General features: G+C 35.7%; 13 protein-coding genes and 1 riboswitch. Of the genes, 7 read left to right on the top strand and 6 right to left on the bottom strand.

Annotation, left to right across the window (positions count from 1 at the left end):
• Positions 1-139: 139 nt before the first annotated feature.
• A complete protein-coding gene (locus G521_RS0109955) occupies positions 140-961 on the top strand; it encodes a M57 family metalloprotease (RefSeq protein ID WP_026898405.1) in 822 nt (273 codons plus the stop codon).
• A gap of 70 nt (positions 962-1031) precedes the next feature.
• Here G521_RS0109955 and G521_RS0109950 read toward each other — a convergent pair whose 3' ends face one another.
• Positions 1032-1808 (bottom strand): amidohydrolase, encoded by a 777-nt coding sequence (locus G521_RS0109950; protein WP_026898404.1) that lies wholly within the window; start codon positions 1806-1808, stop codon positions 1032-1034.
• A gap of 38 nt (positions 1809-1846) precedes the next feature.
• On the bottom strand, positions 1847-2992 hold the full coding sequence (locus G521_RS0109945; RefSeq protein ID WP_026898403.1) for a methionine aminotransferase: 1146 nt from the start codon (positions 2990-2992) through the stop codon (positions 1847-1849).
• Positions 2993-3153: 161 nt separating this feature from the next.
• Here G521_RS0109945 and G521_RS0109940 point away from each other — a divergent pair, with 161 nt between their 5' ends.
• Positions 3154-4449 carry a DEAD/DEAH box helicase gene (locus G521_RS0109940; protein ID WP_026898402.1) on the top strand — a complete coding sequence of 432 codons (1296 nt, stop codon included), beginning with the start codon at positions 3154-3156 and terminating at the stop codon, positions 4447-4449.
• Positions 4450-4461: 12 nt separating this feature from the next.
• Here G521_RS0109940 and G521_RS0109935 read toward each other — a convergent pair whose 3' ends face one another.
• Positions 4462-5406: a Smr/MutS family protein gene (locus G521_RS0109935; RefSeq protein WP_026898401.1), complete on the bottom strand. Its 945-nt coding sequence runs from the start codon at positions 5404-5406 to the stop codon at positions 4462-4464.
• 130 nt (positions 5407-5536) lie between these two features.
• On the opposite strand from G521_RS0109935, the gene G521_RS0109930 reads away from it, so the two are divergent.
• A complete protein-coding gene (locus G521_RS0109930; protein WP_026898400.1) occupies positions 5537-5764 on the top strand; it encodes a VF530 family protein in 228 nt (75 codons plus the stop codon).
• Positions 5765-5786: 22 nt separating this feature from the next.
• Here the strand turns inward: G521_RS0109930 and G521_RS0109925 are convergent, their stop codons facing one another.
• Positions 5787-6488 (bottom strand): FKBP-type peptidyl-prolyl cis-trans isomerase, encoded by a 702-nt coding sequence (locus G521_RS0109925; protein ID WP_081675051.1) that lies wholly within the window; start codon positions 6486-6488, stop codon positions 5787-5789.
• 119 nt (positions 6489-6607) lie between these two features.
• On the opposite strand from G521_RS0109925, the gene G521_RS0109920 reads away from it, so the two are divergent.
• Positions 6608-7843: a sterol desaturase family protein gene (locus G521_RS0109920; protein WP_026898398.1), complete on the top strand. Its 1236-nt coding sequence runs from the start codon at positions 6608-6610 to the stop codon at positions 7841-7843.
• A complete protein-coding gene (locus tag G521_RS0109915) occupies positions 7818-8525 on the top strand; it encodes a lysoplasmalogenase (protein ID WP_026898397.1) in 708 nt (235 codons plus the stop codon). Before G521_RS0109920 ends, G521_RS0109915 begins: the two co-directional genes overlap by 26 nt.
• A 66-nt stretch (positions 8526-8591) precedes the next feature.
• Here the strand turns inward: G521_RS0109915 and G521_RS16935 are convergent, their stop codons facing one another.
• Both G521_RS16935 and G521_RS0109905 read right to left on the bottom strand, forming a co-directional pair.
• Entirely contained in the window at positions 8592-9356 is a 765-nt protein-coding gene (locus G521_RS16935) for an SRPBCC family protein (protein ID WP_051189650.1), read from the bottom strand.
• Between the two features lie 113 nt (positions 9357-9469).
• Positions 9470-10717, bottom strand: coding sequence for a serine hydrolase (locus G521_RS0109905; RefSeq protein ID WP_026898396.1), 1248 nt, complete (start codon positions 10715-10717; stop codon positions 9470-9472).
• A 66-nt stretch (positions 10718-10783) separates the two neighbouring features.
• Positions 10784-10975: riboswitch (cobalamin riboswitch) on the top strand.
• Positions 10976-11079: 104 nt separating this feature from the next.
• Between G521_RS0109905 and G521_RS0109895 the strand changes: the two genes are divergently transcribed.
• A complete protein-coding gene (locus tag G521_RS0109895; protein WP_026898395.1) occupies positions 11080-12978 on the top strand; it encodes a TonB-dependent receptor plug domain-containing protein in 1899 nt (632 codons plus the stop codon).
• A gap of 104 nt (positions 12979-13082) precedes the next feature.
• Entirely contained in the window at positions 13083-13775 is a 693-nt protein-coding gene (locus G521_RS0109890) for a Dph6-related ATP pyrophosphatase (protein WP_026898394.1), read from the top strand.
• Positions 13776-13843 lie beyond the last annotated feature (68 nt).

Genomic DNA, 13843 nt, shown 5'->3' with positions numbered 1-13843 from the left:
GCAATGTAACTAAAAGGATATACTTTGCATTTTGATACTTTCAATTTTCAAAATTTAAAAAAGCCCGCTCTCATAAAATTTAATAAAAACTTTACACCTTAGATAAAATCACCTAATTAATCAATCTAAAACAAATTTTATGAACTTTAAAAAACTGCAAATTTTCGTACTGGCCGGGGCTGTTTCAGTAGGAGTAGTATCATGTAAAAAGTCAGAATCAACTTCTGACCAATCAAATCTGGTATCAAAAGAAGTGTTATCTAATATCAGCAAATTAGGTTTCAGTACTGAAAATGTAATTGCCAGAGATGGGGGTTATTTGGTTGAAGGGGATATTCTATTAACTAATGAGAATTTTACATCTCAAAGTCAGAGTCCTAATTTACGTATTGCACAAGATGAGCAATACCGAACCACTAACCTGGTAAATGCTTTACCAAGAGTTATAACTGTTTCTGTAACTAACTTAACAACTGCTTTCTCTCAGGCAGCTGATTTGGCCATTTCACGTTATAATGCTCAAAATCTGCGTATTACTTTTCAGCGTGTTGCTAGCGGTGGAAATATTGATATCGTAGGATTTAACGAAGCAGCAAGCGGAGGGTATATTACTTTAGGTTCTGCAGGTTTTCCAACTTCATCAGGAGATCCTTTTAACCAAATTAAAATGAACACAAATGTTCAGGCTTATGGATCTAACCCGGATGTGAACTATGTTGCATCTGTTTTAACTCATGAAATCGGACATTGTATCGGTTTCCGTCACACAGATTATATGGCTCGCCAGTACAGCTGTGGAGGAAAACGTAAAGTGAATGAGGGTACTGCAGGTGTAGGAGCAATCCTTATTCCGGGAACTCCGAGCACACCTGATGCTGAATCATGGATGTTAGCTTGTTCAAATGGTGGAAACCGTTTGTTCAATGCAAATGATGTTATTGCCTTAAATTACCTGTATTAAAACCTTATGGTGTAAAAAAAAGCCTTCTGTAAAAAGAAGGCTTTTTTTATGGGATAAATTCTGAGTTTACTTATAGGATTTTAAAATTATCTCCATCTTTTAAAAATGGAAATAAGCGCCTGGCGTTTTCAACTTCTTCTTTAACAATAGAAAACGTATACAGATCTTCATCGTTGGGTTTGTAGTAAACAACTTTCCCATTGGGATCAATGCACATCGAATCACCTGAATGATAAACCTCATTTCCATCATGTCCAACACGATTTACAGCTACAACGTAAGCCTGATTTTCAAGAGCTCTCGCAGGTATTAATGTTCTCCAGTGCAGGGATCTGCGTTCGGGCCAGTTAGCCAAAACCAGAAGCATGTCATAATCCTCGTTCGTATTGCGAAGCCAAACCGGAAAGCGCAAATCATAGCAGATTACCGGACAGATTTTCCATCCGTTTAGTTCCACAAAAAGCTTTTTAGTACCGGGAGTATAATGCTGATCTTCATTGCCAAGGCCAAACAAATGACGTTTATCATAATACTCATACGTTCCGTCAGGGCGCATCCAGATTAGTCGGTTGTAATAATGTTCGTTTTCGGTAATAATTATGCTTCCTGTAACAACGCAACTGAATTTTTTTGCCTGAACTTCCATCCACTGCATGGTTTTACCTTCCATTTTTTCGGCCAGTCTTTCACTGTTCATAGAAAATCCGGTACTGAACATTTCTGGTAATACAATCAGATCTGTTTTTTCGCGAATGGAAGATAATCGCAAACCCAAATTCTGCAAATTTTTATCAATATTTTCCCAAAAAAGGTAAGCCTGAAATGTGGTTATTTTTAGCGTATTCATTAAATTGATCTATTCGGATTTTAAATCTCGTGTAATTTCTAAACTTTCCTTAATCTTTCAACGGCTTTCTCTAAAGTTTCTTGTTTTTTCGCAAAACAAAAGCGCAAAACGTGGTGATCATTTGCTCTGCTGTAAAATGCAGAAACGGGAATTGAAGCCACCCCAAATTCAGTAGTCAGGCGTTTTGCAAAATCAATATCTTTTTCATCGGTGATCTGTTTATAGGTAACCGACTGAAAGTACGAACCTTTGCATGGAAGCAAATCAAAACGGGTTTCTTTCATGAGACCGGTAAAAAAATTCCTTTTCTGCTGATAAAATTCACTTAATCCCTGATAATTATTTTTGTCTGATAAAAATGAAGCTAAAGCATGTTGCATAGGTGTGTTAACACTGAACACAATAAACTGATGAATTTTTCTGAACTCATTCATTAGCCATTGAGGCGCAATACAGTACCCAACTTTCCAGCCCGTATTATGAAAAAGTTTACCGAATGAAGCTATAATAAAAGAACGATCTCTTAACTCCGGATACCGGGCAATACTCAAATGCTTATTGCCATCAAAAATTATATGTTCATAAACCTCATCACTTAAAATCAAAAGATCAGAATGAGCGGTAATATGAATTAACTGGCGGATATCTTCTTCATCCAGAATAACGCCGCTTGGATTATGCGGGGAATTCAGAATAATCATTCTGGTTCTGTTATTAATCAGCTTTTTCACCATTTCCCAGTCTATTTTATAATCCGGTGGCGACAATTCAAAAGCTTTTACAATTCCGCCAAGTAATTTAATGGTAGGAGAGTAACAATCATAAGCAGGCTCAAATATTATTACTTCATCATTAGGCTGAATAACTGCAGAAAGTGCAGTAAATATTGCCTGAGTACCACCAGCTGTTACGGTTACTTCCGTTTCGGGGTTATAATCAGATAAATGAAGCTGATTTACTTTCGCGGCGATTGATTGGCGCAGAGCAAGTAAGCCCGGCATTGGCGCATATTGATTATTGCCTTCTATCATCTGCTGATTAACCAGATTGATTAGCAGGGGCGATGATTCAAAATCAGGAAAACCCTGAGATAAGTTTATTGCGTTTGATTCTGAAGCCAGTTGAGACATAACCGAAAAAATGGTTGTTCCAACATTTGGAAGTTTTGAAATTAGTGGAATCATTAAGGCTAATGTAATGATTAAATCTCTTTTTACTATTTCTGCCTCCTGAGCTACAGCTGAAGATTGATCCGAAGGGAAAATTAAATTCCTAAACTTAAAAAAAATCCTGAATTGCTTTTCTTTACTTTTGCAGCAAACATTATTAATTAAGTAAATAAGTAGTGCTGTTAGAAAAATTAAAGCTTAGTAAACCATTGGTCAGAGCCATGACCGAAGCCGGCTACCTTGGAGCTCTTGAAATTCAGGCCAAAACAATGTCCCGTATTATTGGCGGTCAGGATATCATCGCAGTAGCTCCGGAAGGAAGCGGCAAAACTACCTCGTATGTTCTGGGTGTTCTCATGCGATTAAAATACGGGGTTGAAGAAGCACCCAGGGCAATTATTCTTGTTCCTGATAAGGAACGGGTATTAGCTGTAATGGAAAAGTTCGAATTGCTGAACAAAAATAAAAGCATTCGTACAGTTGGATTATATTCTGCGCCGGGTATTGAAAGTCAGATGGATGCGCTTGCAGACGGGACCGATATTGTAATTGCTACACCCGACAGAGCCCGTGCCTTATATTTAAAATTAGGCCTTAACCTGAATAAGATCATCATGTTTATTGTTGATGATGCCGAAACTATCATAAAAAAAGGTCTGCAACTCCCGGTTGTGGAACTGGCCCGGAGTATCATAAAATGTCAGCATTTAGTTTTTACTGAAGTAGTTCATGAAAAATTGAATATGATGATTGATCCGTTCATGAGTTTTCCCACAACTATTGAAGTTAGCGGAGAGGCTCAAAACAAAATGGAGACTTATCCGCAGTTACTTTTCAGGGTTCCGAATTTTAGAACTAAAATTAATTTGCTGAATAATATTTTGCAGGATTCTGAGGAATTTAGAAAAGTAGCCGTTTTTGTAAATACCAGGTTAACTGCTCAAAAAATTTATAAAAGCCTCATTCCCTCGCTTGAAAAAGAAGCTGGAGTATTGAACCCGTTATTTTTTGATGATGCCGGATTTAATTCTTTAGAAGAGTTTAAAGGTGAATCTGCAGCAAGGATTATAATTATTGCCACCGAAGGATTAGGAAGTATCGACCTGAAAGGTATTCAAACAATTATTCATTTTGATGTACCCGAAGAAAAGGAAATTTTAATCAGCCGGATTGTTAAACCTTCCAATATTGATAATGATGAAGTAATAGCGATTACCTTTTCAACCGATATTGAATTAAGTATTGTAAAAAAGATTGAACTTGCTACAGGTCAGCAAATGATTGCCGCAGAGCTGCCTTCAGATTTAATCATCCAAACAGAGCCCAAAAAGAAAAAAGTAATTAAATCTCAGGATTCTGCAGACCCATTGGCAGGCGCTGCTTTTCATGAGAAAAAAGAGAGTAATTCCAAGACTTATAATTTTGGCTCGGGCGAAAAAGCCAAAATGACCAGAAAGAAAAAGCACTCTTAAGAGTGCTTTTTCTTATTTAAAAATGATTTCGGTGGCGCCGTAACCAAATTTCTCTTTACGTGCATCCATAAATGTTTTTACCTGCGGATGTTTACTGATCATTTTGTGAATTTCAATTCTAAGAGTTCCGTTGCCAACTCCGTGAATAAATATGATGGAGCCTAGTTTGTGAACCAAAGCGGCATCCAGATTTTTTTGAAATTGCTCCAGTTGTATATCAAGCTTCTCGTTGCTATTTAAAAACTGATGGTCATCACGTAATTTTTCAATATGCAGATCTATTTCTGACAAAGGCTTTTTAACGATCGGGTTTTCGTCAACAGGTTTATGAAAGCTTTCTTTTAACTTTTGTGCGTCAATCACTAATTCTGGCTCGTCCAATTGAATCAACCAGCCTTGCGTTTTCAATTCCTCGATTCTTTTTTTTACTCCGCTAAAATCTTTTGCTTTAAACTTCTCCTTGCGGGATATTGGCTTTTCAGGAGGATTATCAGATTTACTGTATAACAATAATTGAAAATGAAATTCGGGCCATCTGTCCATTTCTGTTAACGAAGCTGAATAAATTTTGACAGATTCTTTGGCTTGAAGTATTCCGGAAAACTCACCTTTAAATCGCTGTAGCTTTTCTGTTTTTAAAGTGGCCAAAAGCTGAAAATCAGTCTTATTAATAAGCCAGAAATGTACTACAGCAGACGCCCGCTGATCATCAGCTACAGCCAAAAATATTCCTTTACTGATAAAATTTTCATGTTTTTGTTCTAATGAATCATTACCTCCTGATTCACTGGTATCATCCATTTTTCCGTGAACCCAGGTTACCTGACTTGCCAAAACAGGAATTTCAAAATCATCCTGATCCGTAACGGCTACGGTTTTATCATCAATTATACGTGTAATATGACCTTCTCTTCGTTCATCTACAAAACGAACAAAATCTCCTAATTTAAATTTCATGATATGCTTTATATGGAGCGGGTAAAATATGAGTTAATTATTGCTCAAAGTTAATAAATAGAAACCGGCGGTTTTTTTCGTGCCCAAATGTTTATTTCATTTGGGCACTGCTTTTTATTTAATTTTGAATATGAATCAAGCCAATAATCCATTACACGGAATTACCCTGGAAAATATAGTTTTGAAACTGGTTGAGTATTATGGTTGGGAAGAGCTTGGTAAAAGGATTAACATTGCGTGTTTTAATAATAATCCGGGAGTGAAGTCGAGTTTAAAATTTTTAAGAAAGACTCCATGGGCCCGGTTGAAAGTTGAAAACCTCTATCTTCAAACAAATGATTTGTCATCCCAAAAGTAGATTTGGAATGACAAGTTTGAAATTATTTTCCGATGCTGATTAATTCAATTTCAAATATTAAAACACTGTAAGGAGGAATCTCGCCTGCACCATTTTCACCATAGCCTAATTCCCAGGGAATAAAAAGCCGATATTTTGAACCCGTGGGCATTTGTTTCAGACCTTCCGTCCATCCGGGGATGACCTCAGAAAGAGATAGAGAAAGAGGCTGATTCCGATCAAACGAGCTATCAAATTTTTTCCCATTTATAAGTGTGCCGGTATAATGAACGGTCACTTGATCCGTTGCTTTAGGTTTAGGACCTGATCCTGACTTAAGAATAAGATATTGTAAACCACTGGGCAGCGTAACAACCCCGGCTTTCGTTTTATTCGCTTTCAAAAATTGGTTCCCTTCATCCAAAACTAAGTTTTCACTCCTTTTTGAAGCCGCTGTTAAATAATTTGAAATAGCCCGTTGCCCATCTTCCTGACTTAATAATTTGTTAGCTCCGGAAAACCCATTAGCTAAAGCTTTCGCAAATAAGGAATAGTTTAATTCAGTTACGCCACGTTTTTTAAGATCTGTTGCGATACTCATTCCCAAAGCATAACTAGCAGAATCCACCGATGATTTAAGTTCTGAAGCTAAGATTGTATTTTTAGATTCCTGAGCATTTACATTCTGAGCGAATAATGCTATAGGTAGAAAAGTGCTTATTAATGTATATTTAATTAGTTTCATTTACTTTAATTTTATGGCTGAATATATAAAACTTTACTGAATGCTATATATTTCCCTTAATCTGATTTATTTTAAGAAGTTTTTACAATCAAAAATTTAACCGTTATTTTATAATAGGTATGAAAGTAGATTATATAGCATTATCCGTTCCGGTTTTTTTTATACTTATAGGAATTGAGCTTGCGTATGCGCTTTATAAAAAATTAGATTACTACCGTTTAAATGATTCATTAGCTAATTTAAGTCAGGGAATAGGATCTCAGCTTATTGGCCTCTTTTTAAAAACGGCCACTTTCTGGGCTTACTTAACTGTTTTCGACCATTTAAGGTTTTATACATTTCCTAATACAATTTGGACATGGCTTCTGCTATTTCTGGGTGTGGACTTTTTCTACTACTGGTTTCATCGGATGAGTCACCAGATAAATGCCCTCTGGGCTGCTCATATTGTACATCATCAGTCTGAGGAATATAACTTAACTGTTGCCCTTCGGCAATCTTGGTTTCAGGGAGGATTTTCCTGGATATTTTATTTGCCTCTTGCTTTCGCAGGATTTGATCCTATTATGTTTCTAACAGTAAGTTCGTTTAATACGCTGTACCAATTTTGGATTCATACACGTTCAATAGGTAAAATGGGCCCTTTAGAATGGTTCATGAATACTCCATCACATCACCGTGTTCATCATGGATCCAATCCGAAATATATTGATAAAAATCACGCAGGCTCATTAATAATCTGGGACCGAATGTTTGGCACTTTTCAGGCAGAGGAAGAAGAAGTTGTGTATGGTATAACCAAGCCATTGCAAAGCTGGAATCCGGTGTGGGCTAATTTTCACTATTGGATTGATTTATATCAGACTGCCAGAAAAACTTCAGGCTTTAGAGATAAGTTAAACGTTTTCATAAAATCTCCAGGATGGTTTCCGGCAAGTTTAGGAGGGATGCAATATCCTCAGGAAATTGATATAAAAACATATCGCAAGTTTAGTCCTGATTATAATATTAAGTTTAATAAATATGTGTTGGTTCAGTTTATTTTTGCTTTGGTTTTAGCCACTATACTTTTGTTCTTTAACAGCAAAATGTTGCTTATTCAACTGATTACCTCAACAACTTTAGTTATCTTAACATTAGTTACTTGTGGTGCTTTATTAGAACAAAAGGTGTGGTTAATAAAGTTCGAGTATTTCAGGCTGATTTTCTGGCTGGTTAGCTTGATTTTTTATTGGAATAATCCATACTTTCTTTCCATAATAATCATAAATGCCATCATGATTATTTTTTCAGTAATTTGGTTTTATACACTTAAGAGCAAAACAATATATGTGGAAACGACATCTGGCCTTTAGTATAAGTTTTGGAATTATTGCCTTTCTGAACATACTTTCAGAATCCATCCAAAGTCCTGAACTTAGGTTGGTGGTTAAGCCGCTTATCTGCATTTTTTTATTTACGTATTTAATAACCACTACTAAATTAACCGGAGGATTCAGGAAGCTGATTTTTGCAGGTTTGATTTTTTCATTTCTGGGAGACTGTGCATTGCTATTTGCTAATAGGGCAGCCATCTTTTTCTTAGCAGGATTGGTTTCATTTCTAATAGCTCACATATTTTATTCTGTAGCTTTCTATCGCGATTTTAAAAATGATCCTATGGCTTCCAAAAAATTTGGCCATGTGATGTTGTTTGTTTTAGGAATATTTTCACTCAGTTATTACACTTACATCCGACCATATCTTGGTGATCTGAAACTTCCTGTAATGGTATATATATTCATCATCTCTATGATGGCTATTCTTGCAGCCTACAGATATAAACGGGTGAATCTTTTAAGTTTCAGACTGATAATCACTGGAGCCGTATTTTTTATTATTTCTGATTCCGCCCTGGCTTACAACAAATTCGTTTCTCCTTATCCATTTGCAGGCGTAATTATTATGGGAACGTACATGATAGCACAATACCTGATTACAATTGGTTCAATAGAACGAAAGGTTGTAGGAATGCCTAAGAAAACTGAATTGTATTAAATAGAAAAAGCCATTCATCCTGATATAAATATCGTAATGAATGGCTCTTATTAGAAAACTATTAACTTATTTAAAAGTATTCTGTACTTTTTCTACAAGACTATTGGATTCCAGATACGTGTTGTATTCTTCACCTTCTACGTAATGTTTAAAATTGGTAATATCTTCGCGAATCATTTTCTCAAAAACACCATTAAGTAATTTAGCAACTCCTTGTCCCAAACTTCCGGCAGGCGGGAAATAACTGATCTCTACATTTAATTCTGTTCCAGATCCATTTAAGGCATCTGTAAATTCTACTTTACCGGCATTATCAACCATTGATCCTTCTACAGAGTTCCAACCGATATAATAATCCTGTTCCTCACGGGTAATTTCCGCATTCCAGCTTAATTTTGCAATTTCTCCCGGAAGGTTGGCTTTCCACTTAGACCGGGTTTGGTCAGTTTCCTCCACAGAAGCAAGATGTTTCATAAAGCGGGGTAAATTTTCTAGATTTCTCCAAAATGCATACACTTCCTTGCGTGGCTTGTTTACGATAAATCTTTCGGTAATACTTATGGCGAGAGTATCTGTACTATCTTTTCCTAAACGGGAATAAATAGGGCAAATGCCGGTTGCACCACGGTAGAGCAAAACTCCACCAACCATTGCTTCCTGGATACCAATAATCGGATGTGTAAGAATTTGCTTAATTCCTTTGTAAGTCATTACTGTTCCTGCCAGAATCGATAAAACTCTTTCAGGCATATTCACATTAGCATTTGGATTGTCTTGAAGTATTGGACCTTTTAAAGTATCCGAAAACTTGTGTTTTATTGTTTCTAACATACGGTGTGTTTCTTTAGTCTAAAATACACAACAGCGATAACGCTTGAGTGTTTGAGCAGATTTTTAGCAAAGAAGTAGAAAGTCTTAAACCGACTGTTAAAAGGAGATTTATATCATTGTAAAACATTGAATTTAGATAAGTCAGGTAAATTTTTCTTTTCCCTCTTTAATTCATGTTCATAAATCAACCTGCCCAGATTTTTCATAAATGGAAGACAAATCGTTTCGTATTCATATTTATTATCGTTGTAAATTTCATTCTTATTTGACTGCACAACCGCAGACAGCATAAACTCTACTTTATTATCGAAATCTACAAAATAGGAGTTATCGATTAAGTAGCCGTAAGAATCTCCCACTTTATTAAAAATACGAATATTGGGAGCAGGCTTAGCCTGTTTCTCTGAACCATAAAATAAAAACTTGCAATAAGTTGCCCAATATTCTTTTGAATCATAAGCCGGATAATCACTTTCCGTTGGATACATTGACATGTATTGATATAAAAATTTATAATCTTCTGACAGCAAATTAAACCGCTCATTAATTGGATAAATTTCCGGAAACATGAGTTTTTTTAAGATTTTCTGTTGATCGGAGATTGTTAACACATTTTTGCCAGAAAAATCAAAAGGCTTATTTACAAGTTCATCTTTTGCATTTAAATAACCTTTACCTCTTACCAGGTTACTGAGTTTTAAAGGATAGTTTTCAACATCATATTGAGCACCCTGAGAATAAATTATTTTGCCTTCGGCATTTTTAAAATAAACCGGATTGGTATTTTTTGCTGCTTCGCCGGAATCTCCAATAGCAAGTCTGTTAATAATCCGGCTGTGATTTAAACCATATTCTTTTAGCTTTCTGTTAAATTCATTCCTGCCAATAAATTCATATAGTCGGTTAAAAGCATCATTATCACTTACCAGCAAAATCTTTTTAATATAATGAGAAACTGAAGGGAATTTGCTTTTAGAACTTGAATCTGACAAAACCTGTGTTTGACCAGCGAACGAACTATCAGTAAACATCGAAGACTCTTTTGTGAGCCCTTTAATATTTAGCTCATTTATTTTTTCAAGGGCAAAGATGGCTGCCGGTAATTTTACAGTACTGGCCGGATAAAAATACCATTCCGGATTAAGGCGATAGCTGTATTGTTTAAAGCGGGGAATGTTGTTTTTGTCACGATCGATTCTCGTATATAAAATTTGTATTTCGTTTTGATTCGGATGATTGAGTATATTTTTAAATAGTTCAGGATGAGAACTTAATAGATCTTTAAGAAATTTCTGATCGGTTTTTTGAGTAAATCCGGGCAAAGACATAAGAATCAGGATAAGAGTGATACTAAATTTCATGAGCTAAAGATAAAAATTGAATGGAATTATGAATGAGCAATCGTTTGTAAATCTTTGATCTTATAGTACATTTGCTTCGCTTTAGGTTCCTGATTTAATAATCAGGATTAAAAGGGAATACGGTGCAAATCCGTAACTGTCCCGCAGCTGTAAGCTCCAGATACTGAATTCCGTTTTAAGCCACTTTTTCTTAACAGAGATGGGAAGGCAGGAGCTAAGGGAGTAAGTCAGAATACCTGCCCAGGCCATTATAATTCATAGCTTTCGGGGACTGAGGCTTGAATGAATCCGATTTTAAATCGGGGGCATTTCTGGAATCCTTTATTACTGTTTGCTGTGGGGAATTTATATCTCACAACAAAATGAAAAGAAAAAATTTAATTGCTTACGCAAGTTTTGGACTTGCATCTACATTGCTGTTTCCAAACAGTAGTAAGGCTCAGGAAAATCCTGTGCGCAAACTCGACGATGTGGTTGTTACTGCTTCACGAACTCCCAAAAAACAATCAGAAACCGGAAAAGTGGTTCGTGTCATCACATCCGAAACGCTAAACCGCAGTCAGGGTAGAACTCTCTCGCAAGTCCTGAATGAGATTGCCGGGATAACTATTGGCGGAAGCGGAGGGAATCCGGGGGAAATTAATGCAGTTTATCTTAGAGGTTCATCACCCGGGTATACGCTTATTTTAATCGATGGGATTCCTGTCAATGATGCTTCCGGTATAAGCGGCGAAATTAATATTTCTTCAGTCCCTATTGACCAGGTGGAACGGGTTGAAATTTTAAAAGGAGGGAATAGTACTTTGTACGGTTCAGATGCTGTTGCTGGAGTTATAAATATAATCACCAAGAAAGGAAGGGGTAAGCTGAGTACGAATTTACTGGCTTCCGCAGGAAGTTACGATTCATACAAGCAGGTTTTGGGTTTAAATGGTCAAATAGATAAAACCTCCGTTGCTATTAATATTTCAAATGCTGATTCCAGAAATTTCTCTACTGCAAAATCTGCTTTACAGGATGTTGAGTTTGAAAAAGATGCTTCACATCAAAAATCCATAAGTTTAAATATCGGACAGCAAATAACTGACCGTCTTTTATTAAGATCTCTTCTGCAGGCAGGCGTTAATGAAGCGGATTTGGATAATGGGGCTTTTACGGATGGATTAGATTACGATTATAAAAAATCATTCTTGCTGGCAGGTTTTACAGGGATTTATGAAATCGGCAAAAGCCGATTAGATTTTAATTTGAGCAGAAATCAGGTTAAAAATTTATTTGATAATCAAGCCTCCATTACCAATAATCAGGGAAATATTACGAATGCAGAAGGTTCAATTAATTATTCGTTAACGAACTTCTTAAATATAAACAGCGGAGCGAGCTATAAATATTCGGATACTAAACAGATTAGTTCGTATAGTGCAACACTTATAGCCGATAATCATATCTCCAGTTTGTATACTTCTGCATTATTAACCTTAAAATCAGGCTTTAATTTTGAAATTGGAGGGCGGATAAATAAGCATAGCCAGTATGGAAGCAATTTTACCTACACCCTTAATCCATCATTTGTTATAGATAAACAATATAAAATATATGTTAATGTTTCATCGGCATATAAGGTTCCATCTTTATATCAGCTTTTTTCTGAATACGGAAACCTGGATTTGAAAGCCGAAACTTCAAAAAGTTATGAGGCCGGATTCGATTTGGATTTATTGCCCGGAAAAGTAAATCTAAACTTCAACTATTTTAAAAGGAATATAAATGATGTTATAGATTTTGGCCAATCATCATCCGGCAAATACGTGTTTACAAACCAAAATTTGCAGCAAGACAATGGCTATGAGGCAGAGATATTCTTTAAACCGTCCAATTTTATAAATGTAAATGCTTTTTTCGCTTATGTTAATGGAAAACAAATAAGCCCAGCGGGAACATCTTTTAATTTATTGAGAAGACCAACAAATTCTTTTGGTGCGAATGTATATATTATCTTCAATAGATCTTTTGATTTTAATATATCTTACAAATATACTGGAGACCGGGCAGACCGATATTTTGATGGAACAACATTTGAAGTTGTTGAAATTCCTCTGAAATCTTACAATATGGTAAATGCTTATCTTCAGTACAAGCCCTCTAAGAAACTTACTTTTTTTACAGATGTAAAAAATATTTTAAATGAAGACTATACAGAGTTTGCCGGTTATACAACCGCTGGCTTAAACTATCAGACTGGCTTGAAGCTTGACTTTTAAAAACAACCATTCATTATTTTATATTATCATCACGGACTTAAATGCAGCAATTTTTTATTGTGAGATTTCCAAAATTAATTCAAAATGCTTAAATCACCGGTTGTATGAAAAAGGCTGTTTTATTTTGGAGCGGAGGTAAAGATTCTGCAATGGCATTATATTACGCCAGGCAAAATAAGGATATTGAAGTGGTGGCCTTAATATGTACCATTAACGAGGAATTTAAAAGAGTTTCTATGCATGGAATTCGCGAAAGCGTTATAGAAAGGCAGGTAGCTCAAACCGGATTACCTTTAATTAAAATGTGGGTACCCAATCAACCCGATAACTTATCGTATGAGAAAGTTTTAACGTCAACCTATCAAAATCTTAAAGAAGAAGGCATTGAGATTATAATTTATGGAGACATTTTTTTGGAGGATATTCGCTGGTACCGGAATCATCTTTTAAACAAAAATGGATTAAAGGGATATTTTCCATTATGGGAGAGAAATACTGCCGAACTAATGGAAGAATTTATAAAATTGGAGTTTAAAGCTATCTTATGCTGTATACACACTGGTTTTTTAGATGAAAGCACCATAGGTGCACAATTAGATCAGCAATTCTTAAATGACTTACCTGTAATAGTAGATCCCTGCGGAGAAAATGGAGAATTCCATACTTTTTGTTATGCAGGTCCGGTCTTCAGTCAGGAGATTAGTTTTGAAACCGGAGAAAGGGATTATGCCCCTTTAAATGTTAAATCAGCAAATGAGCAATTTGAAGCCGGATTCTGGTATATAGATATTTACTGATTAAGTAAATATTCTTTCAACAAAAAAGCCCGATAGGATAACCAATCGGGCTTTTACTATAAAATACT

Origin of the sequence: Daejeonella oryzae DSM 19973, from assembly GCF_000422945.1 — a bacterium.
Lineage (GTDB): Bacteria > Bacteroidota > Bacteroidia > Sphingobacteriales > Sphingobacteriaceae > Daejeonella > Daejeonella oryzae.
Note: the sequence above shows the minus strand (reverse complement) of the source record. Positions and strands in the feature narration are given on the sequence as shown.